Raw genomic sequence first — 25,458 nt, 5'->3', positions numbered from 1 at the left:
CTTATTCCAGCGAGATCCAGGTGGTTTTCAATTCGGTGAATTTGTCCAGCGCGTGCAGCGATTTGTCGCGGCCGTTGCCGCTCTGCTTATAGCCGCCGAACGGCACGGTCATGTCACCGTCGTTGTAGTTGTTGACGAACACCGTGCCGGCTTTCAGCTGGCGCGCCATGCGGTGCGCGCGCGCCAGATCGCGGGTCCAGACCGCGGCGCCGAGGCCGTAGTCGCTGTCGTTGGCCAGCTGCAGCGCCTGTTGCTCGTCGTCGAAGGCGGTCACCGCCAACACCGGGCCGAAGATTTCATCGCGCGCCACGCTCATGACATTGTCCACCTGGGTGAGGATGGTCGGCCCCAGATAGCCGGCGTGGTCGCCCTGTGGATGGTCGCGCCCGTCGAGGAACAGTGCGGCGCCTTGGCTCAGCCCCCGCTCGATATAGCCGGCCACTTTCTCGCAGTGGCCGCTGTCGATCAGCGTGCCCATCACCGTGGCGGGATCGAGCGGGTCGCCGGGGATGAAGGCCGCCGCATGTTTGCGCAGCGCCTGCAGGAACGCTTGCTCAATGCTCGCTTCGACCAGCAGGCGAGTGCCGGCGATGCACACCTGCCCCTGATTATAGAAGATGCCGGCGGCGGCGCTGCGGGCGGCCTGATCCAGATCCGGGCAGTCGGCGAAGACGATGTTGGCGCTCTTGCCGCCGGCCTCCAGCCAGACGCGTTTCATGTTCGATTCGCCGGCGTAAATCATCAGCTGTTTCGCCACCAGGGTGGAGCCGGTAAAGGTGAGGGCATCGACGTCGCGGTGCAGCGCCAGCGCCTTGCCGGCGTCGTGGCCATAGCCGGGCACCACGTTCAGCACGCCGTCCGGCAACCCGGCCTGTTGCGCCAGTTTGCCGAGCAGGATGGCGCTCAGCGGCGATTTTTCGGAGGGTTTGAGCACCACGCTGTTGCCGGCGGCCAGCGCCGGGCCGAGTTTCCAGCAGGCCAGCAGCAGCGGGAAGTTCCAGGGCACGATGGCGCCGACCACGCCGATCGGTTCGCGCTCGATCAGCGCCAGCGCATCGCGGCCGGTGGGGGCGATTTCGCCGTACACCTTATCGATCGCTTCGGCGTACCAGCGGATGCAGCGGATAGCGCCCGGCACGTCGTCGCGCAGGCTGTGGCGAATCGGTTTGCCGGTGTCCAGCGTTTCCAGCAGCGCCAGCTCTTCGTGATGCTGCTCCATCAGATCGGCGAAGCGCAGCAGCGTGGCTTTGCGTTGCGCCGGCGCGGCCTGCGCCCAGTCGCCGCGTTCAAAGGCGGCGCGCGCCGCGCTGACCGCCCGATCGATGTCGGCGGCTTCACCGCGCGCGACCTGCGCCAGCTCACGGCGGCCGGCGGGATCTTCCACGGCGAAACGCTTCCCCGCGGCGGCCGGTTGGTAGCGGCCGTCGATAAACAGCTGGTGCTCAATCTTCAGGGCCTGCGCCCGTTGTTGCCAATACTGCAAATGGTGAAAGTTCATGCCTGGCTCCGTTGATCAGAATGTCGTCGGCGTATGGGCGCTGATAATCCGGCAAATGCGCGCCGACGTGTTGCTGAAGCTGTGGGGAATGCCGGTATTGATGGCGTAGCTCTGCCCGGCCAGCAGGTGATAGCTCTGGCCGTTGACCTGCAGCACCACTTCGCCCTCCAGCAGCGTGCCGATCTCTTCCCCTTGGTGTTTGATGCGCTCGCCGGTGGTGGTGCCCGGTTCGTAGGTCTCGATCATCATTGCCAGCGTGCGGTTCGGATCGCCGTTGTGGATCAGCTTCATCGAAACGCCCTGGCTGCCGATTTCGATCAGATCGTCACTGCCTATCACGATCTGCGGCTGCGCCGGTTTTTCCGGCTCGGCGAAAAACGCCGACAGCGACAGACCGTATACCGTCAGCAGCTTTTGCAGCGTGCTGATGGCCGGACTGACCTTATCTTGCTCGATAGTACTGATGGCGCTGTGGGTTAACCCAGACAGTTCGGCGACCCGGCGCTGCGACAACCCCAATTGTTGACGGATCTGCGACAGACGTTTTCCCGGTGCCAAGCTGACGTCGCTCATGGGCGTTTTTCCTTTTGATAGTTCCGACAGGCGGTGATGAAACCATCAAACAACAGGCGCGACAGGGCGTACTCGTCACTGTTCCACTCCGGGTGCCACTGCACGCCGAGCGCGAAGGGCTGATCGCGCACGCTGATCGCCTCCACCAGTCCGTCGGCGGCGTGCGCCTCGATGCGAACGCTCGCGCCCAGGGTTTTGGCGCCCTGGCCGTGCAGCGAGTTCACCCAGAATCTGTTGCAATCCGGTATCAGTTGCGAAAGCAGCCCCCCTTCCTGAACGATGACTTCATGGGCGGGGGCGTATTGCTGTTCCAGCGGCAGGTCGTGATCTTCACGATGCTCCAGCAGCTCGGGCAGTTCGTACAGGCGGCGATGCAGGGTGCCTTGGGTGGCGACCACCATCTCCTGCATGCCGCGGCAAATGGCGAAAAGGGGAATGCGCCTGTCGAACGCCTGGCGGAGCAGCGCCAGGCTCAACGCGTCTCGGCCAGGATCGGCGTCAGGCTCATCGCCGTTTTCACCATAAAGGTGCGGCTGCACATTACTGGGGCTGCCCGGCAGCAAAATGCCGTCGAGGCGTGGCAACAGTTCCGCCAGCATTTCCGGCTCCGCCAGCGCGTGCGGCAGGGCGATCGGCAAGCCGCCGGCGGTGATAACGGCATTCAGGTACTTTTCTTGCAAGGTCTGTGTGAGGTGCCCGTTTAACCTATACCTGCACATGACGACGCCGATGACTGGTCTGTTAAATATATTGTCCATGCTATCCCCTTGGTACGTTCGAAATTATGAACGATAAGCTTCTCCACCGCCGATTTCGTTCAATATTCTATAAATCTAGCAGTCGATTGGGCAATATTCAAACCAAAAGTAACACTTGCAAAACAAATTTGTTTCATCTACGTTTCATTTGTGGGCATTATATTGAACAAGACGGTCAATAAACATCGACGACAGCAAAACACAAACGGCGGGTGAACCATGCAGACCAACATCGTAGAAGTGGAAAACTTTGTTCAGCACAGTGAAGAGAGACGAAGTAGCGCGTTCCAGCGCGAAGTGAAGAAGTATTTGGAACGTTATCCGTTAACCCAACATGTCGACGTACTGCTGACCGATCTGAACGGCAGCTTCCGCGGCAAACGCATCCCGGTCGGCGGCCTGAACAAACTGGAGAAGGGCTGTTATTTCCCTGCGTCGGTATTTGCGATGGATATTCTCGGCAACGTCGTAGAAGAGGCCGGGCTGGGGCAGGAGTTGGGCGAGCCGGATCACGTGTGCGTGCCGGTGCCGGGCACGCTGACGCCGTCGGCGGCGGATCCGCAATATATCGCGCAGGTGCTGCTCACCATGCTGGATGAAGATGGCACTCCCTTTGACGTTGAACCGCGCAATGTGCTGAACCGAGTGTGGCAGCGTTTGCGTCAGCGCGGGCTTTCCCCCGTGGTAGCGGTAGAGTTGGAGTTCTATCTCATCGATCGTCAACGCGATGCGGAGGGCTATCTGCAGCCGCCTTGCGCGCCGGGAACCCAGGAGCGCAACACCCAAAGCCAGGTGTACTCCGTCGATAACCTGAACCATTTCGCCGATGTGCTGAGCGAAATCGACGAGCTGGCCCGTTTGCAGGGCATTCCGGCGGACGGCGCGGTGGCGGAGGCGTCGCCGGGGCAGTTCGAAGTCAACCTGCACCATACCGATGATGTGCTGCAGGCCTGCGACCATGCGCTGGCGCTGAAACGGTTGGTGCGCATGGTGGCCGAGAACCACAACATGCAAGCCACCTTTATGGCCAAACCGTATGAAGAGCACGCCGGCAGCGGCATGCACGTGCACATCAGCATGCTGAATGCGCAAGGCGACAATGTGTTCGCCGACGACGACGGCGAAGATTCGGCGCTGCTGAAACAGGCGTTGGCGGGCATGATCGCCCTGATGCCGTCCTCGATGGCGCTGCTGGCGCCGAACGTCAACGCCTATCGCCGTTTCCAGCCCGGCATGTATGTGCCGACCCAGGCTTCCTGGGGGCATAACAACCGCACCGTGGCGCTGCGCATTCCCTGCGGCGATCGCGACAACCACCGCGTGGAGTATCGCGTGGCGGGCGCCGACGCCAACCCTTATCTGGTGATGGCGACCATTCTGGCCGGCATCGTCTACGGCCTGGAAACCGCATTGCCGCTGCCTGAGCCGGTGACCGGCAACGGGCTGGAGCAGGACGGGCTGCCGTTCCCAATCCGCCAGAGCGACGCGCTGTACGAGTTTGAGCATCAGCCGGTGCTCAATGCATTGCTGGGCGAACGCTTCAGCCATGTCTACCTGGCCTGCAAAACCGACGAGCTGGTGCAGTTCGAGCGCCTGATCACCGAAACCGAAATCGAGTGGATGCTGAAAAACGCCTGATCCCGCTCACCTAACGACTACCGCGCGCGTCCGGCGCATTTCATCGGCTCTCCTGTGGCCGGTGAGGCTGCGCGCTGCGGTACAGAATTTCTTCTATCACGGCGTACAGGACGCCGACGAGGAAATAACCATGACTCAGTCATCCCCATGCGCAGGCGTCTGCCTGTGCCGCAGTGCCTACGGGCCGGTCGCCGGCCGCCCGACAGTGACCCCAAATCGTTTTTCCCGCCGCCTGAACAGCAGTTTCCCCGCGGCCTCTCTGAATGACGTTGCACGGTTGACAGCAGAGGACCAAAAGGGGAACTGCCATGACGACTAAAGCCATCGACAGCGGCCCGGCGGGCAAACCGCAGCTGCGCAAATCCCTCAAGCTGTGGCAGGTGGTGATGATGGGCCTGGCCTATCTGACCCCGATGACAGTGTTCGACACCTTCGGCATTGTCTCCGGCCTCACCGACGGCCATGTGCCGACCTCCTATTTGCTGGCGCTGGCCGGCGTGTTGTTCACCGCCATCAGCTACGGCAAACTGGTGCGCCAGTTTCCTACCGCCGGCTCTGCCTACACCTATGCGCAGAAGGCGATCAACCCGCACGTCGGTTTTCTGGTGGGGTGGTCGTCGCTGCTGGATTATCTGTTCCTGCCGATGATCAACACGCTGCTGGCGAAGATTTACCTGACCGCGCTGTTCCCGGAAGTGCCGCCCTGGGTGTGGGTGGTGGGCTTCGTTATCCTGATCACCGCCATCAACCTGAAAAGCGTCAATCTGGTGGCCAACTTCAATACCCTGTTCGTGCTGGCGCAGGTGGCGATCATTCTGGTATTTATCTACCTGGTGGTGCGCGGCCTGCACAACGGCGAGGGGATGGGCACGGTGTGGAGCCTGCGGCCGTTCCTCAGCGAGAATGCCCACCTGCTGCCGATCATTACCGGCGCGACTATCCTGTGCTTCTCGTTCCTCGGTTTTGACGCGGTCACCACGCTGTGCGAGGAGACGCCCGACGCCGCCAAGGTTATTCCGCGCGCCATCTTCCTGACTGCGCTGTACGGCGGGGTGATCTTTATTAGCGTTTCGTTCTTTATCCAGCTGTTTTTCCCGACCATTCAACGCTTTCACCAACCCGACGCCGCGCTGCCGGAGATCGCGCTGTACGTCGGCGGCAAGCTGTTCCAGTCGATCTTCCTGTGCGTGACCTTTATCAACACGTTGGCTTCCGGCCTGGCGTCGCACGCCAGCGTGTCGCGCCTGCTGTATGTGATGGGGCGTGACAACGTGTTCCCGGAGAAATTCTTCGGCTATATCCACCCCAAATGGCGTACGCCGGCGCTGAACGTACTGATGGTCGGGCTGGTGGCGTTGTCGGCGCTGTCGTTCGATCTGGTGACTGCTACGGCGCTGATCAACTTTGGCGCGCTGGTGGCCTTTACCTTCGTTAACCTGTCGGTGGTCAGCCACTTCTTTATTCGCGAAGGGCGCAACAAAAGCTGGAAGGATCGCTTCAACTTCCTGTTCCTGCCGCTGGTGGGGGCGTTGACGGTGGGGGTGCTGTGGCTGAATCTGGAGAAGAGCTCGCTGACCATGGGGCTTATCTGGGCGACGCTGGGTTTCGGCTATTTGGCCTGGCTGACCCGACGTTTTCGTCAGCCGCCGCCGCAGTTGGAGCGGCAACCGCAGCAATAAATTCACAGGCGGGAGTTTCCCGCCTTTCTTTTTGGCGCGTGCGGCAGTAGAGTGAAAAAACTGATAAAAAATAACCTATTGGACCTGCCTTATGCCCGCTTTGCCCTTGCGTACCCGCGCCACGTTGCTCGGTTTGTTGGCCATCGTGCTGTGGAGCAGCGTCGTCGGCCTGATCCGCAGCGTCAGCGAAGGGCTGGGGCCGATCGGCGGCGCGGCGATGATCTACAGCGTCAGCGCGGTGTTTTTGCTGGTGGCGCTCGGCGTGCCGAAATGGCGCAGCTTTCCGCGGCCTTATCTCATCGTCGGCAGCCTGCTGTTCGTCAGTTACGAGATCTGCCTGTCGCTGTCGCTCGGCTACGCCAATACCCGCCTGCAGGCGATAGAAGTGGGCATGATCAACTACCTGTGGCCCTGTTTCACCGTGCTGATGGCGTTGGTGCTTAACGGCCAAAGAGCGAAATGGTGGCTGCTGCCGGGGCTGCTGCTGTCGCTGTTCGGCATCGGTTGGATCATGAGCGGCGAGGGCGGCTGGTCGCCGGCGCAGATGCTGGCCAACGTGCGCAGCAACCCGCTCAGCTACGCGCTGGCCTTCAGCGGTGCGGTGATCTGGGCGCTGTATTGCAACCTGACCAAGAAGATCGCCCAGGGCAGCAACGGCGTGGTGCTGTTCATCGTGCTGACCGCGCTGGCGCTGTGGCTGAAGTACGCCTTCAGCGCGGAAAGCGGCATGCAGTTCAGCCTCGGCGTGACCGTAACGCTGCTGTGCGCCGGGGTGGCGATGGGGGCGGGGTATGCCGCCTGGAACGTCGGCATCTTGCACGGCAACATGACGCTGCTGGCCACCGTCTCCTATTTTACCCCGGTGCTGTCGGCGGTGTTCGCCGCGTTGGTGTTGCACACCTCGCTGACCGTCAATTTCTGGCAGGGCGTGGCGATGGTCACTCTCGGTTCGCTGATCTGTTGGCGGGCAACTCGCGGAAATTAACGGAAATTATCCGCTGTCGTCGCAATGTTGAACTAGAATTTAACTAGCCATGTTGCCTGAAGGAACGACGACGATGAGAAGCGACATTCAATTTATTCAACAGCCTGAAATCGACGTGCATCACTATGAGCGCGGCGATACCGTTCGCCTGACCACGGCGAATTTGCGACATGAATATCAGCTCGACGTTTATATTTTGCGTCGCGACGACAAGCTGATTTACGGCTCGGTCGTCGCGGCGGCGCCCAAGACCGATATTCCGGTCGCCAGTTGGGAGGTGAAAAACGGTGAAGAGGTGGCGTTCCGCCAGGAAAACATCGCCAAAGCGGTGCCGGCGGTGAACTGATTTCACGTTCCGTACTTTCTCCTGATGCTGATGAAGGCCGGCGCTGGCGCGTCGGCTTTTTCTTTTCCACCTCGTGATGACGCCCTGATGTCATTTGGCTCAAAAACTGCGCTAAAAAACGCGGTGCATGACAAAAATCACAGCGAATGTGAATTTGCATGAAACATAATTTGACAAATGTGAACGCAATCGATTACCTATTCGCGAAATGCGTAACTGGATCACAGATTCTTACAGTCAGTGGTTTCTATAATGCGCGCGTCATCCGAGTTTCTGTGTGAAGACAACGCCAGGTGTCGGCAGACTCATTGTCATCTTTTCTAAACGGGCAGGAAATGGCCCTTTAAGCATGTGGTAATAAAATGAAAAAAATAGCTCTCGCAGCAGGTGTACTGCTCGCAGCGTCTTACAGTGCATCATCAATGGCTGATAGCAAAGACAGTCAATATGTCTCCGACTGGTGGCACCAGAGCGTCAACGTGGTGGGCAGCTACCACACCCGTTTCGGGCCGCAGCTGAATAACGATGTGTATCTCGAATACGAAGCCTTCGCCAAGAAAGACTGGTTCGATTTCTACGGTTACGTTGACGTGCCGAAGTTCTTCGGCGTAGGCAACACCCCGGATCGCGGTATCTGGGACAAAGGCTCCCCACTGTTTATGGAGATTGAACCACGTTTCTCCATCGACAAACTGACCGGCACCGATCTGAGCTTCGGTCCGTTCAAAGAGTGGTACTTCGCCAACAACTACATCTATGATCTGGGCCACAACGCCGACGGCCGTCAAAACACCTGGTACATGGGTCTGGGCACCGATATCGACACCGGCCTGCCGATGAGCCTGTCGATGAACATCTATGCCAAATACCAGTGGGAAAACTACCAGGCTGCCAACGAGAACAGCTGGGACGGTTACCGCTTCAAGGTGAAATACTTCGTACCGCTGACCCAGGTGTGGGGCGGCAACCTGAGCTACATCGGCTTCACCAACTTCGACTTCGGTTCCGATCTGGGCAAGGACAGTGGTAACGCGATCAACGGCAAACAGGTGCGCACCGGCAACTCTATCGCCTCCAGCCATATTTTGGCGCTGAACTACGATCACTGGCACTATTCTTTCGTGGCGCGTTATTTCCATAACGGCGGTCAGTGGCAGGATGGCGCGGATATCGGCACCCCGCAGGGCCCGATCAAGTCTACCGGTTGGGGTTATTACCTCGTGGTCGGCTATAACTTCTGATTTTCCGTGCTATCAGAAACAGAAAACCCCGCCTGGCGGGGTTTTTTTTCGTCATCACTGGGCTTGTTCAACCGGGAGATGCTTCACCGGCATAAACAGTCTGCCTTTGATCACGTGACATTCATTATTTATCCAACTAATGATTTGTTCACGGCTGACGCCTTCCGACTGCGCGTACTGATGAAGATCGCCGTTAAAGTGCCGAGTGATGTATTCCATGAGGGTCATTTGCACGTCTTTTGCTCCTGAACGCCCACCCGTTGCCAGCCTGGCCACCGCGGGAGGTTGAGGTTTCTCAGACAGCGAATGTAAATTATCGGCAACGAAATCTCAACATAAAGCACCAGATTGGGGCGACAGCGGCGGGAAAAAGAATCCCGCACGGAGAGGCGGGAAATGTTCGCTATTATCATTATGGATGATAAGAATAAGATTTGAGGTGCGACGAAAAAGAGCACGCTAACTCTTTTTTGTTACCTTCCCACGCTAGCGTAAGGCTTATTTTTCTTCAAGAAAAATCTGAGACAAGCATCGGCATTTTCGAGGCATTTTGCGTTAAAACAAGAGAGTGGCGCGAATGCCGTAAAACCGCACTGTCATCTCGGAGTTTTCCTTATACTTTGTCTGGAAAAGGCCAGCTATAGTCAACAGAGTCACCCACGCAGGAATACACAACATGAACAAACGTCGTACGACTCTCACGGTGTTGGCGCTGATTGCATCGCTGGGGTTGTCATCCGCCCCGGCCTTAGCCGACAAAGGCGGCAATGGTAACGGCAACGGAAACGGCCATGGCAACAGCGGCAATCACGGCAATAACGGTAACCATGGCAACAACGGTAACAACGGTAACAACGGCAATCACGGCAACAAAGGCAATAAAGATAAAGGCGGCTATAGGAACGACGATAATCTGGTATCCGTCAGCCTCTCGCGCGACCGCGCCCGTTCGCTGGCGCACAACTATGGCCTGACCGGCTACAGCTCGCTGCCACCGGGCATCGCCAAAAATCTGGCGCGCGGTAAACCGCTGCCGCCGGGTATCGCCAAAAAAGTGGTGCCTTACTCGATGCTGCGTGAGTTGCCGCAGTACCCGGGTTATGAGTGGCGTATCGCCGGCGACGATCTGGTGCTGGTCGCACTCAGCACCGCGATTGTGGCCTCCGTGATCAATGGCGTTTTCGACTAACGTTTGTCGAGCGTTATCGGGCCTCGCTGCGGCGGGGCCTTTTTATTTGCCAGCGCGGGGCGGACGTGGTGAACTTTGGGCCTTACGTTTTCACTGCATCATAAGGGAGGCGCCATGTTCAGGGCGTTATTGATAGCCTGCTGTTTGACCAGTTTTCCCGCGTTGGCGGGCGGCGCCGCCGCCATCGGCGAGCTGGTGAACCAACGGCTGTCGTTGATGAAAGACGTTGCCGGTTACAAGGCGCAGCAGCATTTACCGATCGAAGATCTGGCGCAGGAGGCGAAGGTGTTGGCCAACGCGCAGGCGGAGGCGGGGCGTTTGGGGCTGGAGCCGGCGTCGGTACGGCCTTTTATCACCGCGCAGATGGACGCCGCCAAGGCGATTCAGTACCGCTATCGCGCCGACTGGTTGGCGAACCCGGGATCCGGCTGGGAGCCGCGCCCGTTGGCGCAGGTGCGCCCGCAGATCGCGCAACTGAGCAGCCAGATATTGCAACGGTTGGCGGAGCGGCTGCGTGCCGGCCCGCTCGGCGAGGCGGATCGGGCGGCGTTTATGGCGTCGGTGGATCAGGTGAATCTCAGCGACGCCGACAAACGGCGGCTGGCGGATGCGCTGCTGGCGGTCAAAACCGGCAGCGCACGCTGAGCGTCAGTCGCGGCCGACGGTGCTGCGGCGGAAGGTCAGCATCCGGCTGCGGTTGGCGATGAGATCCACGTTGTAACCGCGGAAATAGAGGCAAAAGCGTTTTAACCACGGGCCGTCCTGGCACTCCACCAGCATGCGGCCCTGGCCGAGCGGGCTGAGCGTGCCGGTCTGCGCCGCCGGGCCGACGCCGATATGCACCCGATTGCCGCGAATTTCAAAGGCGGTGCGATAGTGCGGGTGATACCACAGCCCCTGCACATGCTTCAGGCAGTCGCCGTTGGCCGTGACCGGCAGGAAACGGCGCGCCACATGCCCGACTTCGCCCTCGATCGCTTCACCGGTCCATTTCAATTTGATCGGCATATGGGCAGACAGCGACACCGCGTACCCATCCTCGCCCTGATACAGCGGCTCACCGCTGCCCAGATAGGCCAGATTGCCGTCTTTGACCTCCAGCCAGTGCGGCTCCGCCAGGGTAGCGTAGAGGCCGTCGGGGATCGCGGCGCTGCGCTGCGGCAACGGTTCGCCCAGCAGCGTCGCCATCACCTGTAAGACCATGCCGAAGCTGTCGCAGTCTTCGCGGTTGGCCACCAGCGCGACGCCGGCCTGACGGTCGGGCGCCAGCAGGAAATAGGTTTTGTAACCGGCGTGGGAACCGCCGTGGCCGAGCAAGCGGCGGCGGCCCAGCGGGGTTTGCGCCAGCCCCAGGCCATAGGCGCTGAGCTGGCCCTGATTGAGGCGGCGCGGTGCGCCGAGTTGCGCCAGCACGCCTTGGCCGGGGCCCTCGTCGGCCAGCAGCGTCTGCAACCAGCGGGTGAGGGCGTTGAGGCTGCCGGTCAGGCTGCCGGAGGCGGAAAGGTGCAGGCCGGCGCTGGCGTGTTGCCAGCCCTGTGGCGCACGCCAGTAACCCGGCACCAACCCCGGCACTACGTCGAACCAGCTTTCCGGCGCCCGCATCTGCACCTGCAGCGGCCGGGCGATGTGCTGTTGCACCAGTTGGTCGAAATCATACCCTTTGCTGCGCAGCGCGGCCTCCAGCAGTCGATAGCCGGTATTGCTGTAGGCGATCTCGCTGCCGGCTTCGTAGTTCAATTTCTCCAGACCCTCGACAAACTGCATCACCGGCTGTGCCTCGCTGACGGCGTGCAGCGAGATGCCCAGCAGGCCGAGCGTCTCGCGCACGTCGGGCAGGCCGCCGGTCATGTCCAGCGCCTGGCCGACGGTAACGTCCGCCAACGCGGGCTGCAGGGCGGGGAGCAGTTCACCCAGGCGTTGCTCCAGCCGAATGGCGCGCTCGGTGGCGTTCAGCGCCAGCGCGGCGAAGATATGCTTGGTCACTGAGGCATAACGCACCACGCTGTCGGCGGTGAAGGGGGTGTTCTGCGCCAGATCGGCCAGGCCGGCGCAGGCGGTGGCGCGGCGTTGTTGGGCGTCAAACAGGGTGATGGCGCCGCCGGGTTCGCCATGCCGTTGCCAGCCGGCCAGCAGTTGTTCGGCCAAAGCGCCGGCAGCGCGCCAGTTTAACGGTGTTACAGACATAGGGCCTCCAGAGAGTATTCGAAATGGGCCTGCTCGGCCACACGCCGCCCGGCGCTGAGCGCGGGCTTTTGGGCTGATTGTGGCGCAGTGCGTTTTTCGTCGGCCGCCGTTTTGTGCGCTGTTTGGACCAGCTAGCGGGGAATCACGCGAAAATTTGATATAGCGCGCAGATTGCTGCTGGCGTTGCGGTTAGAGGCAGGAGAAAAACAGGCGCCCGGCGGCGCCTGTAAAGGGGGATCAATTCAGTCTGGCGGCACCGTCCAACAGGCTTTCAATCATCTGCTTGAGCAGGCGCTGCAGCGAGGCGGCGCGCTGGGGCTCGAACGCAAAAGGATACTGTTCGGACATGTAGTTGACCTGCGCCAGTTCGAGCTGGATCGCATGCTGTTGCTGCTGCGGTTGACCATAGGCGCGGGTGATATAACCGCCCTTGAAGCGGCCATTCAGCACGTGGGTGTACTGCTGTTGCTGCTCGCAGCAGGCGACCAGCCGATCGCTCAGCGCCTGGGCGCAGCTTTCACCGCCGTTGGTGCCGAGATTGAGATCCGGCAGCTGGCCGTCGAACAGCCGCGGGATCACCGAGGCGATCGAGTGCGCGTCGAACAGCAGCGCATAGCCGTGGCGCGCTTTGAGGCGCGCCAGTTCGTTCTGCAGCTGCTGATGATAAGGTTGCCAAATTTGCTGCAGGTAGAGGGCGCGTTCTTCGTCCGTAGGCGCTTTGCCCGGCAGGAAGCTTGGGCGACCGTCGAACAGCACGTCGGGATACAGGCCGGTGGTGGCGGTGGTGTACAGCGGCTTGTCGTCCGCCGGGCGGTTCAAATCGATGACGAAGCGCGAATAGTTGCCGACCAGTACGCTGGCGCCCATCGCCCGGGCGAAGTCGTACAGCTGCGGAATGTGCCAGTCGGTATCGGGCAGCGGGCGAGCGTCGTCGGTCAGCCCGGCCTCGACCGCCGGCGTCAGTTGTGTGCCGGCGTGCGGGATGCTGATCAGCAGCGGCAGGCTGCCGGTCTGGAAGCTAAAAGGATCGCGAATGGTCATTGACGTACTTCTCCTCGGAAAATCACCGTACAGGGCAGCTGGCCGCCCAACCAATAAGCCAGTTCCGCCGGCCGCGACAGCGGCCAGTGAACGAAGTCCGCCACCTTGCCGGTTTCCAGCGTGCCGTGGCTGTGCTGCAGCCCCAGCGCTTTGGCGGCGTGGGTGGTGACGCCCGCGAGCGCTTCTTCCGGCGTCAGGCGGAACAGCGTGCAGGCCATGTTGATCATCAGGCGCAGCGACAGTGCCGGCGACGTGCCGGGGTTGGCGTCGCTGGCGATCGCCATCGCCACGTGGTGTTTGCGGAACAGCGCTACCGGCGGGCATTGGGTTTCACGCAGCAGGTAGTAAGCGCCCGGCAGCAGCACCGCCACGGTGCCAGCGTCGCCCATGGCGCGGGCGTCTTGCTCGGTAGCGTATTCGAGATGGTCGGCGGAGAGCGCGTGATGGCGCGCCGCCAGCGTGCTGCCGCCGAGGGCGGAGAGCTGTTCGGCGTGCAGTTTGACCGGCAGACCGGCGGCTTCGGCGGCGGCGAAGACGCGCTCCACCTGCGCCGGTGAGAACGCCAGATGCTCGCAGAAGGCGTCGACCGCATCCGCCAGACCGGCGGCCGCCGCCTGCGGGATGATGGTGTCGCAGACCAGATTGATGTAGTCGTCGGCGCGGTTGGCGTATTCCGGCGGCAGCGCATGGGCCGCCAGACAGGTGGTTTTCACCTCGACCGGCAGCAGCTCGCCCAACTTGCGCGCCACCCGCAGCATTTTCAGTTCGCTCTCCGGGCTGAGGCCATAGCCGGATTTGATCTCCACGCAGGTGACGCCTTCCGCCAGCAGCGGCCGCAGGCGGAACAGCGCCTGCTCCAGCAGCAACGCTTCGTCGGCCTCGCGGGTGGCTTTCACGGTGGAGATGATGCCGCCGCCCTGCGCGGCGATGTCGGCGTAGCTTACGCCGTTCAGCCGCTGTTCGAACTCGCCGCTGCGATTGCCGCCGAACACCAGGTGCGTGTGGCAGTCAACAAAGCCGGGGGTGATGATGCCGCCGTCGAATTTCACCGTTTCGTCCGCGATAAGATCGGGCGGCAGCGCCGCATGTTCGCCAATCCAGACAATCTTGCCGTCGCGTACGGCGATCGCGCCGTCGGTCAGGGTGTGATATTTACCGTCGCGCATGGTGACGATATCGGCGCCGTGCCACAGGCTGTCACAGTGGATCTCAGACGTCATTGCTTTCCTCCGCCGGAGCCGCAGCTCCCACATGGTTGTATATACAATTAAAAATAACCTAACGCATTCACCGGGATGTCACAAGAGGCGGGCGAGATTTTGTTATCAGGATGTGATCGACAGCGGAGATGCGGGCGCAGGGCGCGCCCGCCGGGGTTCAGACTTCGCTGGTGAAGCGGCCGAACAGCTGATAGCGGCTGCCGGGGTACAGCAACCGCGCCGAGGTCACCACGGTTTTGCCGGACCAGGTGCGGCGATGGATCAGCAGGCCGGGTTCGTGATCCTCCAGCTGCAGCAGCTCGCGCTCCCGCCGGGTGGGGATCACCGCTTCGACGATGTGTTCGCCGGCGGTCAGCGGCGCGGCCTGCGTCAGGTAGGTGTAAGGGGTGACGCGGTCGAAATCCTGCTTCAGGTAATCCGGCGCCACCAGCGGGTTGACGCAGCGGTCTTCCACCTGCACCGGCACGTCGTTTTCGTAATGCACGATCTGGGAGTAGAACAGCCGTTGGCCGGGCTGAATGCCCAGCGCCGTCGCTTCTTCCTCGCTGGCCGGGCGGGCCTTCAGCTCGAGGATTTTACTGCTGTGGCGATGGCCGCGCGCGGCGATCTCATCGGCGATGTTGTGCACTTCCAGCAGTGCGGTATGCGCCTTGGCTTCGGCGACGAAGGTGCCGACGCCCTGCATGCGGATCAAAAAACCTTCGCTGGTCAGCTCGCGCAGCGCGCGGTTGATGGTCATGCGGCTGACGCCCAGTTCCGCCACCAGTTCACTTTCGGAGGGCACGCGCTGGTGCGGTTGCCAATGCCCCGCACGGATTTGATTCACGATCGCCTGTTTGACCCGTTGGTAGATCGGGGCGGGGGTATCGCTCATTGCAGCCGCCAGTTGTAACACGGTCTGTTGTTCAGCCACGACGTTAACCTCGTCAAATAAAAAAATAATAACACCAGTTTACTGTTGATGTCGGCGTATGTATATGTATATACAACTAGTGGCCGTCGCGCCAGAAACTTGCCGGCGGCCGCCAAAAATTCCTGAATGCGCGCCATCGCCGCGCCTCATTCACCGTTACATCAACCGTGGAATACTGCCATGCCTGCTTATTTTGCCCCACGCGCTTTGCTCCCTGAGGGCTGGGCGCATAACGTCCGGCTGGACGTCGATGCGCAAGGTTATCTGACTCAAGTTACCGCCGACGCTGAACCGCAAGGCTGCACCCGGCTGCACGGCGACGCGGTGCCGGGCATGCCGAACCTGCACTCCCACGCTTTCCAGCGCGCGATGGCGGGGCTGGCGGAAGTGGCGGGCAACCCGCAGGACAGCTTCTGGACCTGGCGCGATCTGATGTACCGCCTGGTGCAGCGCCTGACGCCGGAGCAGGTGGAGGTGGTCGCCCGTCAACTGTATATCGAAATGCTCAAGGGCGGATACACCCAGGTGGCCGAATTCCACTACCTGCATCACGACGCCGACGGCAAGCCTTACGCCGATCGCGGTGAGATGACCGGCCGGCTCAGCGAGGCGGCGCATCAGGCCGGCATCGGCATGACGATGCTGCCGGTGCTGTACAGCTACGCCGGTTTCGGCGCGCAGCCGGCCCAGCCGGGGCAGAAACGTTTTATCCAGGACACCGAAAGCTATCTGCATCAGCAGCAGGTGATTGCCCGCCAGCTGGCGGATCGCCCGTTGCAGAATCAGGGGCTGTGCTTCCACTCGCTGCGTGCGGTGGAGCTAGGGCAGATGCAGCAGATTTTGGCCGCGTCGGATCGCACCTTGCCGGTGCATATTCATATCGCCGAGCAGCAAAAAGAGGTGAACGATTGCCTGGCGTGGAGCGGGCAGCGCCCGGTGGCCTGGCTGTATGACCATCTGCCGGTGGATCAGCGCTGGTGTCTGGTGCACGCCACCCATCTGGATCGCGACGAGCTGGAAGCGCTGGCGCGCAGCCGCGCGGTGGCCGGCCTGTGTCTGACCACCGAAGCCAACCTCGGCGACGGTATTTTCCCCGGCGACGCGTACCTGCAGCAGCAGGGGCGCTGGGGCATCGGTTCCGACAGCCACGTTTCGCTCAACGTGGTGGAAGAGCTGCGCTGGTTTGAATACGGCCAGCGGCTGCGCGATCAGCGTCGCAATCGCCTGACGACGCCGGAACAGTCGGCGGTGGGCGATGTGCTGTACTCGCAGGCGCTGCAGGGCGGCGCGCAGGCATGCGGCGCGCCGATCGGTCGGCTGCAGAGCGGCTATCGCGCCGACTGGCTGGTGCTGGACGGGGACGATCCGTATCTGGCGGCGGCGCCGGACGCCTCGATCCTTAACCGCTGGCTGTTCGCCGGCGGCAAAGAGCAAATTCGCGACGTATTCGTCGGCGGCCAGCAGGTGATCGAGCAGGGACGGCACGCGCTGCAGCAGCAGAGCAGCGCCGAGTTCCTGCAGGTGCTGAAAACCTTTCAGCAGGAGGCGTAATGGGCCTGACCCGTTTTAACTTTGCCGCGCTGCCGGTCAGCCCGTGGCGCAACGGCGGTGGGGAAACCCGTGAAATCGTCAGCTGGCCGCCGGGCGCGCAGGATTTTGACTGGCGTGCCAGCATCGCCACCATCGCGCAGGACGGGCCGTTTTCCGCCTTTGCGGGCATCGATCGTTCGATCACCCTGCTGGAAGGCGACGGCGTGCGGCTGTTCAGCGCTGGGCATATCGACCATCAGTTGGCGCGCGTCGGGGAGCCGTTCGCGTTTTCCGGCGACGTGGCGCTGGAAGCGACGCTGCTGGGCGGCGCCAGTCAGGATTTCAACATCATGACGCGCCGCGGCCGGCAGGCGGCCGAGGTGCGGCGCAGCACGGCGCCCGTCACCCTGCTACCCAACCGGGCGGGCGTGCTGTATGTGCTGAGCGGGGTCTGGTCGCTGCCGGAGGGCGGCGAGCTGCGGGCGCGCGAAGGCGTCTGGTGGACGGCGCAGGCGGTGAGCGGCGAGGTGAAGCCGCTGACGGCCGACGGCGCTATTCTGTGGGCGGACATCACAGCCTGCTAACGCGGAGTAGAGTCCTGCGCCTGGTTATGGGATTATTCACTTTTCCTCATTAATCATAAAGAAGGGCGCATGGCTTCGCTGAAAGACGTCGCAAAACTTGCCGGAGTCTCGTTGATGACGGTGTCCCGCGCCATCAATGAGCCCGGCAAGCTGCGGCCGGAAACCTATCGGCGCGTCAAACAGGCTATCGACCAGTTGGACTATGTGCCGGATCTGTCGGCGCGGCGTATTCGTGGTGACGGAAATCGCGTACAGACGCTCGGCGTGCTGGCGCTGGACACCGCCACGACGCCGTTCTCGGTGGATATGATCCTGTCGATTGAAAAAACCGCGCGCGAGCGCGGCTGGAACAGCTTCGTCGTCAATCTGTTTGCCGACGACAACGCCGAACAGACCGTCGATCTGCTGCTGGCGCATCGCCCGGACGGCGTGATCTTCACCACCATGGGGCTGCGTCAGGTGGATGTGCCGGCCAAACTGTTGGACAAAAAGCTGGTGTTGGCCAACTGCGTCAGCCCGGCGCATTCGATCGCCAGCTACATTCCTGATGACGAGCAAGGGCAGTATGACGCCACGCGCACGCTGATCGCCAAAGGCTATCGTTCGCCGCTGTGCATACATTTACCGGCGGATACGCTGGCGGCGGGGCTGCGCCGCCGCGGTCTGGAGCGCGCCTGGCGCGATGCAGGGCGCGATGTTGAACAGCTGCGGCAGTATCATCTCGATCTGAGCGGCGGCGATCAAGGCTATCGCGACTGCGTCGCGCTGCTGGCGCGGCATTTCTCTGCCGGCCGGCGCGATTGCGATGTCGTGGTATGCGGGAACGATCGGATAGCCTTTCTGGTTTATCAGGTATTGCTGGCGCAAGGATGGCGGATACCGCAACAGGTGGCGGTGCTGGGCTACGACAACATGGTTGGCATCGGCGAGCTGTTCCTGCCGGCGTTGACGACGGTGCAATTGCCGCACTACGAGCTGGGCCGCCTTGCGGCGCTGCATGTGATCGAGCAGCGGGAACAGCGTGATACGGTGAAAGTGCCTTGCCCGCTGTTGGAGCGTGGTTCGCTGTAACCGCACCGGGTGCGTCGCTGCGCGCCCGGTGCTCATTCCCACTACCCCCAGATGCTAGCCAGCCGCCATCCTGTGATGGGCTCGAACTCTGCCCGTCCGCCCTCGGCAAACAGGCTGAGGCGGCGATCCTCCTCCGTCGGATAAATGCGGCTGGTCAGGCAGGCCAATCCCTGATTAACGAAAATCTCCAGCGATGAACGGTCGATAAAGATCCGCAGCGACAGGATGTCACCCTCCGGCAGCGGCACGCTGCGGCAGGTGCTCAGGGCGGGGTTTTCATGAAAACGTTCCAGTACCAGTCGGTGCGCCTGATTATCGACGAACAGCCGCGCTGCACTCCCGATGGCCAGCCCGTAATGCTCGGCGTCGTTGTCGGCCGGTCTCAATGTCAGAGTGAGTTCCTGCACATCGTTCGCCAGCGGCAAATGCTGATTGGTGAGCGTCTGCGCCAAAAACGAGTGCGATTCTCGGCGCAGCGCCGCCAGTTCACGCGCCGGGTTCATGCGAACGCTGCCGTCGGCGGCCAGCGTCAGCTCGCGCGGCAGGGTGAGGGCGCCGGCCCAACGGTGCGCTTTGCTGGGCATCGGTGATTCCCACATATCCATCCAGGCAAACAGCAGCCGGCGGCCGTCGGCTGCTGTGAAGGTCTGCGGCGCATAGAAATCGTGGCCGGCATCCAGCTCGCAGAAGGGCTGCGTTACCGTAAAGTCGCCGTCCGGCCGCCAGTGGCCGAGCAGATAGCCGCTCTGGAAGCGATTGCGGTAGCGGTAGCCCTGTGCCGCCAGGCCCTGCGGCGAGAACAGCAGCAGGTGTTGTTCCCCCAGCGGGAAGAAATCCGGGCATTCCCACATATACCCTTGATGCGCCGTTTGCGCGCCGGCCAGCACCCGATCGAAGCGCCAGGCGCGCAGGTCTGCAGAACGGTACAGGCGTACCTGGCCCAGGCCGTTTTCTTTAGCGCCGACCACCAGCCACCATTCGCCGTTCTCGCGCCAGACTTTCGGATCGCGGAAATGCTGAACGCCGTCCGGCGGGGCCAGCACCGGCCCGTGCTTGACGAAGCGTATGCCGTCTTCGCTGGTGGCCAGACATTGCACTTCCCGCACCTGGCTGTCGTCGCCGGGCTCGCCCAGCCACACGTGGCCGGTATAAATCAGCGTCAGCACGCCGTTGTCATCCACGGCGCAGCCGGAAAAGCAACCATCTTGGTCATAGGGCGCATCGGGTGCCAGGGCGATGGGCTGGTGCTGCCAGCGGATCAGATCGCGGCTGGTCGCGTGCCCCCAGTGCATGGGCCCCCAGTGTTCGCTATAGGGGTGATGCTGGAAGAAGGCATGATAGACGCCGTCAATACAGATCAGGCCGTTGGGATCGTTGATCCAGCCGGCGGGCGGCGCGAGATGGAACTGCGGGTAGTAATCGTCTCGGCGCTCTGCGCGCAGGGCCTCGACCGCATGGTCGGCTTGAGCTAAGGCAGTGTTCATTGGACAGACTCACTTGATTTAATGGCGGATGGAAAGGGCGCTGCCGTGGCGGAACGTTCGCCGCGCAGCAGGAAACAGGAAACAAGCGTCGTGGCGGCGACCGCACAGCCCATCAGCAGATAGGTGTCGGCAAAGCCGATGCGGTCATAACCGTAGCCCGCCAGCGGCGACAGGAAGCTGGCCATCACCTGGGTGATGAACTGAAAGCCCACCAGGTACAGCGTGGAGGAGAGGCGGCTGTCGAAGCGGCTGGCGATGTATTTGAAGATAGCGATCAGCAGGATCGGCAACTCTACGGCGTGCAGCAGTTTCATGGCGGAGATCATCAAGGCGCCGCTGACCAAGCCGGAGCCGAACATGCGCAGCGCCATCACGCTGCCCGCCAGCAACAGCCCCTGCTTGGCGCCGATGCGGTTCACCAACAGCGGAGCCAGAAACATACCGCCGGCTTCGAGGAAGACCTGCAGCGAGTTGAGAAAACCGTACATCTCGTTGCCCTGTTCGCGTGACGCGAACTGTGAGGCGAAGTAGACCGAAAATTGCTGATCGAAAACGTTGTATACGCTGATGCCGAGCACAAACACCACCAACGCCCAGAAGCCCGGCATGCGCAGCAGCGCCAGCGCGTCCTGCAGCCGCAGGTTCTCCGGTTTGCCAAACGCCAGGCCGGCCATGGCGTTCGGCTTCAGCTCGCGCACCTGGCTGAGCAGCACCAGGAACACCACGGCGGCGGCGGAGGCCAGCCAGAAATTGATGTTCGGATCGATATTGAAGATAAAACCGGCCAGAAAGGTGGCGCTGGCCCAGCCGAGCGAGCCCCACATGCGGGCGCGGCCGAATTCGAAACCGCTGATGCGGCTGACGCGCTCGGTATAAGATTCCAGCGCGCCGATGCCGGCGAAGAAAGTGGCACCGATGAACAGTCCGCCGACCAACGCACCCAGCGGCAGGCTGCTCGCCAGCAGCGGGGCGTAAACGTAGATAAAGAACGGGCCGGTCAGCAGCAGCATCACGCCGAGAAACTGCAGCAGGTGCTTGCGCAGCCCAAGTTTGTCCTGAATAAACCCGTACAGCGGCTGTGCGCACAGCGCCACCAGCGAGATAGCGGAGAAGATCAGGCCGGTCTCGGCGCCTTTAAGACCGATCTTCTGATTCAGCCAGAGTGAGATCAGTGAAAAGCTGGAAGACCAGGTGAAGAAAAAGAAGAACAGCAGGCCGCTGAGCAGCATGTAATATTTTTTCGTTTCGCGGTTCATGGATAAGGTCCCGGTGAGTGAAATCAGCTTTATTGTTAACGTTAACTCGTGAAGGGATGAAGCTGTCCGATATCACACATGCGATGTTAATCACAAAAGTTAACGTTAACATTATTGATTTGTGATGTTTCTCACGCAGAGACGCGGATTAACGAGCGCGGTTACGCATCCTGCGGGGGGACATGAAACGGCGGTGATTGGCTGGCGGCCGCAAAGCGGGCGATCAAGAAATCCAACAGCAGGCGCACGCGCGGCGGCTGATAGGGCGAGCGGCGAAACACGGCGTAGATCCCGGCTTCATGCGGGGTGAAGTCGGGAAGAATGACGTTCAGACGCCCGCTGCGGATATCGTCCGCCGCATCCCAGATGGTTTTACGCGCGATGCCGTGCCCCGCTAAAGCCCACTGGCGCGCCAGCGCGCCGTCATTGGTCTCCCAGGCGCTCTCCAGCGGCACCGTGTGACTCCAGGCCTGGCCGTCCAGGGAGAAATGGAACGTATTCAGCGGGCCGGCTGCGGTCACCAGTACGATAAAACGATGGCCGGTGAGATCGGCCGGCGTGCGCGGCTCGCCATATTGCGCCAGATACGCCGGAGAGGCGCACAGCACGCGTCGGCTGGCGGCCAGGCGCCGCGCGATGAGCGTTTCTTCGCGCGGCGCGCCGAAACGAATGGCGATATCCAGATCGTCCTGCAGCAGGTTGGATAGGGAGTCCGACAGTGTCAGCGCGATCTGCAGCCGGGGGTGTTCGGCGCAAAATTCTTCAATCCACTGATTGAGAAGGTTGCGCCCGAAATCGGCGGAGGCCGAGAGGCGAAGTTTACCGCACACGCCGCTTTGGCTGGCCTGCAGAGCCGCCTCGCCGTCGGCAATCGCCTGCAACGCGAGGGTGCAGTGTTGCAGATAAATGCGCCCTTCTTCAGTGAGACGCAGGCGGCGAGTGGTGCGATCGAAGAGTTTACTGTGCAGCGCCGCTTCCAGCTTGAACAACCGCGCGCTGGCGGCGGCGGGGGAAAGGCCGAGTTTGCGGCCGGCGGCAGAAAGGCTGCCCGATGCCGCCGCTTCGGCAAATAAACGCATGTCGCCCAGTCTGTCCGTTGCCATTTTTATCAATCTGGATTTGAAAATAATTCAAATGGTAGGCCAATTATCAATCCGTATGCAAGGTGAGACGCTGATGACTCTGCAATTGACCATGGGAGTTGTTAGTAATGAATGTTCACTCTGTTTCCACCGATAACGATAATGCGCATGGCGCGCTGCCGCCGCTGAAAGCATTGCTGGCGCTGACGATGAGCAGCTTCATCGCGACCGCTAATGAGACTGTGCCGGCCGGCATGCTGCCGCAGATAGCCCGAGGCATGAGCATCAGCGAGGCGTGGGCGGGGCAAATGGTGACGTTGTGCGCGCTGGGCGCCGGGGCGGCGGCGATCCCGCTGACGTTAGCGCTGGGCGGGTGGCCGCGTCGCCGACTGCTGCTGTTGGCGATCGGCATCTTTTTGATCTGCAACGCGGTGACGGCGTTGTCACCCTGTTTTGGCGTGACGCTGGGGGCGCGCTTTTTGGTCGGCATCGCTACCGGGGTGACGTGGAGTCTGCTCGCGGGTTACGCGCGCCGCCTGGCCATCGTCTCATTGCAAGGGCGGGCGATGGCGATCGCCATGCTGGGGATCCCGCTGGCGTTGGCGTTGGGCGTACCGATGAGCGCCTGGCTTGGCGAACTGTTGGATTGGCGCTGGATTTTTGCCGTGCTGGCGAGCTTGAGCGCGTTGCTGCTAGTGTGGATCCGGCTGACGCTGCCCGAATTTTACGGTCGCCGAACGCCAGGCAATGCGCGTTTGCGTGAGGTTTTCTGTCTTCCCGGCGTGCGGCCTATCCTTGCCGTATTGGCGTGTTGGATCCTGGCTCATTACACGCTGTATACCTATCTTGCGCCCTATCTTGCCGCGCGCGGCCTGGCGGCCAGGGTGGATTTGGCGCTGTTGGCGTTCGGCATCGCCGCCGTTGCGGGCATTGCGCTGACCGGCTTATGGGTGGATCGCTGGCTGCGTGCGCTGGTGCTGTTCAGCCTGGCGGCCTTCGCGTTGGTGGCGCTGGCGTTTGGCGTGAACGGTTTGCCCGCCGGGGCGGTTTACGTTGGCATGGCGGCATGGGGATTGAGTTTCGGCGGTGCGCCAACGCTGTTGCAGACATCACTGGCGGATGCAGCGGGTGAGCATGCCGATCTCGCCCAGTCGCTGCTGGTCACTTTCTTTAATCTGGCTTTTGCCGTCAGCGGCGCGTTGGGCGGAATTCTGCTGGCAAACGTCGGCGCTAACGCCATCCCCTGGATGGCTTTTGTCCTGTTGCTGGTGGGGTGGAGCATTGCCTGGGGCAGTGCAAAGCGCGGCTTCAGCGCCGAACGCCGCGCCGCGGCGCGCTGAGGGGGGCGGCGTCGCCCCCTGTAGCGAGATTAACGTTCGTTCAGCGAACGCAGGTGATCGTCACGGCGCAGCGTCATCAGCGCAAACAGGCTGACCACCGACGTGGCGACCACGTAGTAGGCGGGAATATCGATATTGCCGGTCTGTTTGATGAGGCCGGTGATAATCAATCCGGCAGAGCCGGAAAACACCGCATTGGAAAGTGAGTAAGCCAGCCCCAAACCGGTGTAACGCACCCGGGTCGGGAACATCTCCGCCAGCATCGCCGGGCCGGGACCGGCCAGCAGGCCGACCACGGCGCCGGCGATCATCACTGCCAGCCCTTTGACCCACAGTGAACTTTGCGCATCCTGCAACAGGTGCAGCAGCGGAAAGGTGAACAGGATCACCGCCGCCACCGCCGTCAGCATCACCGTTTTTCGTCCCAGCCTGTCGCTGATGATGCCCGCCGGCAGAATGGTCAGGGCGAAACCGACGTTGGCCAGCACCGTCGCCACCAGCGCCTGTTGGAAGGTGGCGTGCAGCGAGGTTTGCAAATAGGAAGGCATCACCACCAGGAAGGTATAGCCGGCGGCCGACCAACCCATCATGCGGCCGATGCCGATCAGAATGGTTTTCACCACGCCGCCCAGCTTCGCTTCCGGCGGTGGGGCGGCGTGTTCCGCACGTTGCTGCGCCTGGGTGAACGTGGGCGTTTCCTCGAGCTTGAGCCGCAGCCACAGCGCCACGGCGCCCATCGGCAGCGCCAGCAGGAAGGGAATACGCCAGCCCCAGTCATGCAACTGCTGTGCGCTGAGCAGCGCGGCCAGCAGCGCCACCAGTCCAGCCCCGGCCAACAGGCCGAGCGCGACGGTCAGCGATTGCCAGGCGCCGAACAGCCCGCGCTTGCCCTTGGGAGCAAACTCGGTCATCAGCGATACCGCGCCGCCGAATTCGCCGCCGGCGAACAACCCCTGAAACATGCGCAGCAGCGTCAGCAGCAGCGGGGCGGCGACGCCGATCGAAGCGTAGGTCGGCATGACGCCGATCAGCGCGGTGGCCAGCGTCATCAGCAGCAGAACCACAATCAGCGTCGGCCGGCGGCCGATGCGATCGCCGATGCGGCCGAAGATCACCGCGCCGATCGGTCGGCAGAAAAACGCCAGCGCAAAGGCGGCGTAGGTGAGGATCAGGCTGGTGATTTCATTTTCACCCTGCAGGGTGAAAAAATTGGCGGCGATAACGGTGGCCAGGAACCCGTATACGCCGAACTCATACCATTCGATAAAGTTGCCGACCGAGCCGGCCAGCAACGCCTGACGCGAGCGGCGCGCGTCGAGAGTCTGTTGATTCATCCCCGTTCCCATACTTTTGAATTATTGTTCATCTGTTCTAAATTTATACGACAAAACAATCAATTGATTTCAGCGGGAACTGTGAGGCGCTCAGCGCATGCCGTCGATGTGCCACCATCCGGGGCACACATCGGCGAAAGCGTGCGATACCGGGCTCAGCTCCGGCAGATCGGCGTGGTCGAAGCTGCCGGTGGCCAGCGCCACCGTCGGTTCGTCGTCTACCGCTCCCAGCGTGCTGCCGCAGCGCGGGCAAAAGGCGCGGCTGGAGTAGAGGGAGGAGCGGTACAGCGCGGGCATGCCGCCAGGGCCGTTCCACTCGACGGCCTGACACGGGAATTCGACCCAACACAGCGTTGGCGCGCCGGAGTGGCGGCGGCAAAAATCGCAGGAACAGCTGTGCGGGTTGCCTGGCAGGCCGTGTGCCTGAAAGCGAATATGCCCGCACAGGCAGCCGCCGCTATAGCGTGGATTTTGCATGATTTCTCCGTCATCAGCGCGGGGGAAACGATGAA

At 61.8% G+C, this 25,458-nt stretch carries 24 protein-coding genes; 11 read left to right on the top strand and 13 right to left on the bottom strand.

The window, feature by feature from the left end; all coding sequences use genetic code 11:
* Nucleotide 1: 1 nt before the first annotated feature.
* From puuC to puuD, 3 genes are read right to left on the bottom strand one after another with little or no spacing between them, the layout of a single operon-like run.
* Nucleotides 2-1,498 carry an aldehyde dehydrogenase PuuC gene (puuC, locus tag AC2CGQ_RS09405; RefSeq protein ID WP_049240210.1) on the bottom strand — a complete coding sequence of 499 codons (1,497 nt, stop codon included), beginning with the start codon at nt 1,496-1,498 and terminating at the stop codon, nt 2-4.
* 15 nt (nt 1,499-1,513) lie between these two features.
* Nucleotides 1,514-2,071 carry an HTH-type transcriptional regulator PuuR gene (gene puuR, locus AC2CGQ_RS09400; protein ID WP_015377636.1) on the bottom strand — a complete coding sequence of 186 codons (558 nt, stop codon included), beginning with the start codon at nt 2,069-2,071 and terminating at the stop codon, nt 1,514-1,516.
* Nucleotides 2,068-2,829: a gamma-glutamyl-gamma-aminobutyrate hydrolase gene (gene puuD, locus AC2CGQ_RS09395; RefSeq protein ID WP_004941285.1), complete on the bottom strand. Its 762-nt coding sequence runs from the start codon at nt 2,827-2,829 to the stop codon at nt 2,068-2,070. Before puuD ends, puuR begins: the two co-directional genes overlap by 4 nt.
* A 219-nt stretch (nt 2,830-3,048) precedes the next feature.
* Here puuD and AC2CGQ_RS09390 point away from each other — a divergent pair, with 219 nt between their 5' ends.
* The 5 genes from AC2CGQ_RS09390 to AC2CGQ_RS09370 all read left to right on the top strand — a co-directional run bounded on the left by AC2CGQ_RS09390 (nt 3,049) and on the right by AC2CGQ_RS09370 (nt 8,718).
* Nucleotides 3,049-4,467 (top strand): glutamine synthetase family protein, encoded by a 1,419-nt coding sequence (locus tag AC2CGQ_RS09390; RefSeq protein ID WP_015377637.1) that lies wholly within the window; start codon nt 3,049-3,051, stop codon nt 4,465-4,467.
* A gap of 308 nt (nt 4,468-4,775) precedes the next feature.
* Complete coding sequence (locus AC2CGQ_RS09385; RefSeq protein ID WP_484593624.1) at nt 4,776-6,146, top strand: APC family permease; 1,371 nt, start codon at nt 4,776-4,778, stop codon at nt 6,144-6,146.
* Nucleotides 6,147-6,237: 91 nt separating this feature from the next.
* A complete protein-coding gene (gene yddG / locus AC2CGQ_RS09380; protein WP_021505526.1) occupies nt 6,238-7,131 on the top strand; it encodes an aromatic amino acid DMT transporter YddG in 894 nt (297 codons plus the stop codon).
* Between the two features lie 73 nt (nt 7,132-7,204).
* Complete coding sequence (locus tag AC2CGQ_RS09375; protein ID WP_004941292.1) at nt 7,205-7,477, top strand: hypothetical protein; 273 nt, start codon at nt 7,205-7,207, stop codon at nt 7,475-7,477.
* Between the two features lie 362 nt (nt 7,478-7,839).
* Nucleotides 7,840-8,718, top strand: coding sequence for a nucleoside-specific channel-forming protein Tsx (locus AC2CGQ_RS09370; RefSeq protein ID WP_031300510.1), 879 nt, complete (start codon nt 7,840-7,842; stop codon nt 8,716-8,718).
* 54 nt (nt 8,719-8,772) lie between these two features.
* On the opposite strand, the gene AC2CGQ_RS09365 is transcribed toward AC2CGQ_RS09370, so the two are convergent.
* Nucleotides 8,773-8,952, bottom strand: coding sequence for a hypothetical protein (locus AC2CGQ_RS09365; RefSeq protein WP_031300509.1), 180 nt, complete (start codon nt 8,950-8,952; stop codon nt 8,773-8,775).
* Between the two features lie 442 nt (nt 8,953-9,394).
* Here AC2CGQ_RS09365 and AC2CGQ_RS09360 point away from each other — a divergent pair, with 442 nt between their 5' ends.
* Entirely contained in the window at nt 9,395-9,907 is a 513-nt protein-coding gene (locus AC2CGQ_RS09360) for an anti-virulence regulator CigR family protein (RefSeq protein WP_048323073.1), read from the top strand.
* 114 nt (nt 9,908-10,021) lie between these two features.
* On the top strand, nt 10,022-10,552 hold the full coding sequence (locus AC2CGQ_RS09355) for a chorismate mutase (protein ID WP_166445040.1): 531 nt from the start codon (nt 10,022-10,024) through the stop codon (nt 10,550-10,552).
* Between the two features lie 3 nt (nt 10,553-10,555).
* Here AC2CGQ_RS09355 and AC2CGQ_RS09350 read toward each other — a convergent pair whose 3' ends face one another.
* The 4 genes from AC2CGQ_RS09350 to hutC all read right to left on the bottom strand — a co-directional run bounded on the left by AC2CGQ_RS09350 (nt 10,556) and on the right by hutC (nt 15,265).
* On the bottom strand, nt 10,556-12,091 hold the full coding sequence (locus AC2CGQ_RS09350) for a serine hydrolase domain-containing protein (protein WP_015377642.1): 1,536 nt from the start codon (nt 12,089-12,091) through the stop codon (nt 10,556-10,558).
* A gap of 237 nt (nt 12,092-12,328) precedes the next feature.
* Complete coding sequence (hutG, locus tag AC2CGQ_RS09345) at nt 12,329-13,132, bottom strand: N-formylglutamate deformylase (protein ID WP_004941302.1); 804 nt, start codon at nt 13,130-13,132, stop codon at nt 12,329-12,331.
* The gene (gene hutI / locus AC2CGQ_RS09340; RefSeq protein ID WP_048323079.1) at nt 13,129-14,352 is read right to left on the bottom strand and encodes an imidazolonepropionase; all 1,224 of its coding nucleotides are present in this window, start codon (nt 14,350-14,352) and stop codon (nt 13,129-13,131) included. The genes hutG and hutI overlap by 4 nt, the downstream gene beginning before the upstream one ends.
* A gap of 157 nt (nt 14,353-14,509) precedes the next feature.
* Complete coding sequence (gene hutC, locus AC2CGQ_RS09335; RefSeq protein WP_484593623.1) at nt 14,510-15,265, bottom strand: histidine utilization repressor; 756 nt, start codon at nt 15,263-15,265, stop codon at nt 14,510-14,512.
* A 180-nt stretch (nt 15,266-15,445) separates the two neighbouring features.
* On the opposite strand from hutC, the gene AC2CGQ_RS09330 reads away from it, so the two are divergent.
* The 3 genes from AC2CGQ_RS09330 (at nt 15,446) to AC2CGQ_RS09320 (ending at nt 18,450) form a co-directional block, all read left to right on the top strand.
* The gene (locus AC2CGQ_RS09330) at nt 15,446-16,816 is read left to right on the top strand and encodes a formimidoylglutamate deiminase (RefSeq protein WP_156865559.1); all 1,371 of its coding nucleotides are present in this window, start codon (nt 15,446-15,448) and stop codon (nt 16,814-16,816) included.
* The gene (locus AC2CGQ_RS09325) at nt 16,816-17,379 is read left to right on the top strand and encodes a HutD/Ves family protein (protein WP_015377646.1); all 564 of its coding nucleotides are present in this window, start codon (nt 16,816-16,818) and stop codon (nt 17,377-17,379) included. Before AC2CGQ_RS09330 ends, AC2CGQ_RS09325 begins: the two co-directional genes overlap by 1 nt.
* Before the next feature lie 69 nt (nt 17,380-17,448).
* Nucleotides 17,449-18,450 carry a LacI family DNA-binding transcriptional regulator gene (locus AC2CGQ_RS09320; RefSeq protein WP_166445043.1) on the top strand — a complete coding sequence of 334 codons (1,002 nt, stop codon included), beginning with the start codon at nt 17,449-17,451 and terminating at the stop codon, nt 18,448-18,450.
* A 41-nt stretch (nt 18,451-18,491) separates the two neighbouring features.
* Here AC2CGQ_RS09320 and AC2CGQ_RS09315 read toward each other — a convergent pair whose 3' ends face one another.
* From AC2CGQ_RS09315 to AC2CGQ_RS09305, 3 genes are all read right to left on the bottom strand, one after another.
* Nucleotides 18,492-19,934 carry a glycoside hydrolase family 32 protein gene (locus tag AC2CGQ_RS09315; protein ID WP_103085640.1) on the bottom strand — a complete coding sequence of 481 codons (1,443 nt, stop codon included), beginning with the start codon at nt 19,932-19,934 and terminating at the stop codon, nt 18,492-18,494.
* Nucleotides 19,931-21,190 (bottom strand): MFS transporter, encoded by a 1,260-nt coding sequence (locus AC2CGQ_RS09310; RefSeq protein ID WP_103085639.1) that lies wholly within the window; start codon nt 21,188-21,190, stop codon nt 19,931-19,933. Before AC2CGQ_RS09310 ends, AC2CGQ_RS09315 begins: the two co-directional genes overlap by 4 nt.
* Nucleotides 21,191-21,351: 161 nt before the next feature.
* Nucleotides 21,352-22,293: a LysR family transcriptional regulator gene (locus AC2CGQ_RS09305; protein ID WP_075684873.1), complete on the bottom strand. Its 942-nt coding sequence runs from the start codon at nt 22,291-22,293 to the stop codon at nt 21,352-21,354.
* Between the two features lie 107 nt (nt 22,294-22,400).
* Between AC2CGQ_RS09305 and AC2CGQ_RS09300 the strand changes: the two genes are divergently transcribed.
* Entirely contained in the window at nt 22,401-23,612 is a 1,212-nt protein-coding gene (locus tag AC2CGQ_RS09300) for an MFS transporter (protein WP_076740299.1), read from the top strand.
* A 29-nt stretch (nt 23,613-23,641) separates the two neighbouring features.
* Here AC2CGQ_RS09300 and AC2CGQ_RS09295 read toward each other — a convergent pair whose 3' ends face one another.
* Together AC2CGQ_RS09295 and AC2CGQ_RS09290 are read right to left on the bottom strand one after the other, a co-directional pair.
* Nucleotides 23,642-24,946, bottom strand: coding sequence for an MFS transporter (locus tag AC2CGQ_RS09295; protein WP_103085638.1), 1,305 nt, complete (start codon nt 24,944-24,946; stop codon nt 23,642-23,644).
* A gap of 90 nt (nt 24,947-25,036) precedes the next feature.
* Entirely contained in the window at nt 25,037-25,423 is a 387-nt protein-coding gene (locus tag AC2CGQ_RS09290; RefSeq protein ID WP_103085637.1) for a GFA family protein, read from the bottom strand.
* Nucleotides 25,424-25,458: the final 35 nt, after the last annotated feature.

This window comes from Serratia sp. DFXYC6 (assembly GCF_057196085.1).
The sequence above is the reverse complement of the archived record's forward strand: the minus strand, read 5'-3'. Positions and strand labels throughout refer to the sequence as shown.

Coding starts and splice junctions, on each gene's coding strand:
- puuC (WP_049240210.1), bottom strand. CDS start 1,498: ATGAACTTTCACCATTTGCAGTATTGGCAACAACGGGCGCAGGCCCTG.
- puuR (WP_015377636.1), bottom strand. CDS start 2,071: ATGAGCGACGTCAGCTTGGCACCGGGAAAACGTCTGTCGCAGATCCGT.
- puuD (WP_004941285.1), bottom strand. CDS start 2,829: ATGGACAATATATTTAACAGACCAGTCATCGGCGTCGTCATGTGCAGG.
- AC2CGQ_RS09390 (WP_015377637.1), top strand. CDS start 3,049: ATGCAGACCAACATCGTAGAAGTGGAAAACTTTGTTCAGCACAGTGAA.
- AC2CGQ_RS09385 (WP_484593624.1), top strand. CDS start 4,776: ATGACGACTAAAGCCATCGACAGCGGCCCGGCGGGCAAACCGCAGCTG.
- yddG (WP_021505526.1), top strand. CDS start 6,238: ATGCCCGCTTTGCCCTTGCGTACCCGCGCCACGTTGCTCGGTTTGTTG.
- AC2CGQ_RS09375 (WP_004941292.1), top strand. CDS start 7,205: ATGAGAAGCGACATTCAATTTATTCAACAGCCTGAAATCGACGTGCAT.
- AC2CGQ_RS09370 (WP_031300510.1), top strand. CDS start 7,840: ATGAAAAAAATAGCTCTCGCAGCAGGTGTACTGCTCGCAGCGTCTTAC.
- AC2CGQ_RS09360 (WP_048323073.1), top strand. CDS start 9,395: ATGAACAAACGTCGTACGACTCTCACGGTGTTGGCGCTGATTGCATCG.
- AC2CGQ_RS09355 (WP_166445040.1), top strand. CDS start 10,022: ATGTTCAGGGCGTTATTGATAGCCTGCTGTTTGACCAGTTTTCCCGCG.
- AC2CGQ_RS09350 (WP_015377642.1), bottom strand. CDS start 12,091: ATGTCTGTAACACCGTTAAACTGGCGCGCTGCCGGCGCTTTGGCCGAA.
- hutG (WP_004941302.1), bottom strand. CDS start 13,132: ATGACCATTCGCGATCCTTTTAGCTTCCAGACCGGCAGCCTGCCGCTG.
- hutI (WP_048323079.1), bottom strand. CDS start 14,352: ATGACGTCTGAGATCCACTGTGACAGCCTGTGGCACGGCGCCGATATC.
- AC2CGQ_RS09330 (WP_156865559.1), top strand. CDS start 15,446: ATGCCTGCTTATTTTGCCCCACGCGCTTTGCTCCCTGAGGGCTGGGCG.
- AC2CGQ_RS09325 (WP_015377646.1), top strand. CDS start 16,816: ATGGGCCTGACCCGTTTTAACTTTGCCGCGCTGCCGGTCAGCCCGTGG.
- AC2CGQ_RS09320 (WP_166445043.1), top strand. CDS start 17,449: ATGGCTTCGCTGAAAGACGTCGCAAAACTTGCCGGAGTCTCGTTGATG.
- AC2CGQ_RS09315 (WP_103085640.1), bottom strand. CDS start 19,934: ATGAACACTGCCTTAGCTCAAGCCGACCATGCGGTCGAGGCCCTGCGC.
- AC2CGQ_RS09310 (WP_103085639.1), bottom strand. CDS start 21,190: ATGAACCGCGAAACGAAAAAATATTACATGCTGCTCAGCGGCCTGCTG.
- AC2CGQ_RS09305 (WP_075684873.1), bottom strand. CDS start 22,293: ATGGCAACGGACAGACTGGGCGACATGCGTTTATTTGCCGAAGCGGCG.
- AC2CGQ_RS09300 (WP_076740299.1), top strand. CDS start 22,401: ATGAATGTTCACTCTGTTTCCACCGATAACGATAATGCGCATGGCGCG.
- AC2CGQ_RS09295 (WP_103085638.1), bottom strand. CDS start 24,946: ATGAATCAACAGACTCTCGACGCGCGCCGCTCGCGTCAGGCGTTGCTG.
- AC2CGQ_RS09290 (WP_103085637.1), bottom strand. CDS start 25,423: ATGCAAAATCCACGCTATAGCGGCGGCTGCCTGTGCGGGCATATTCGC.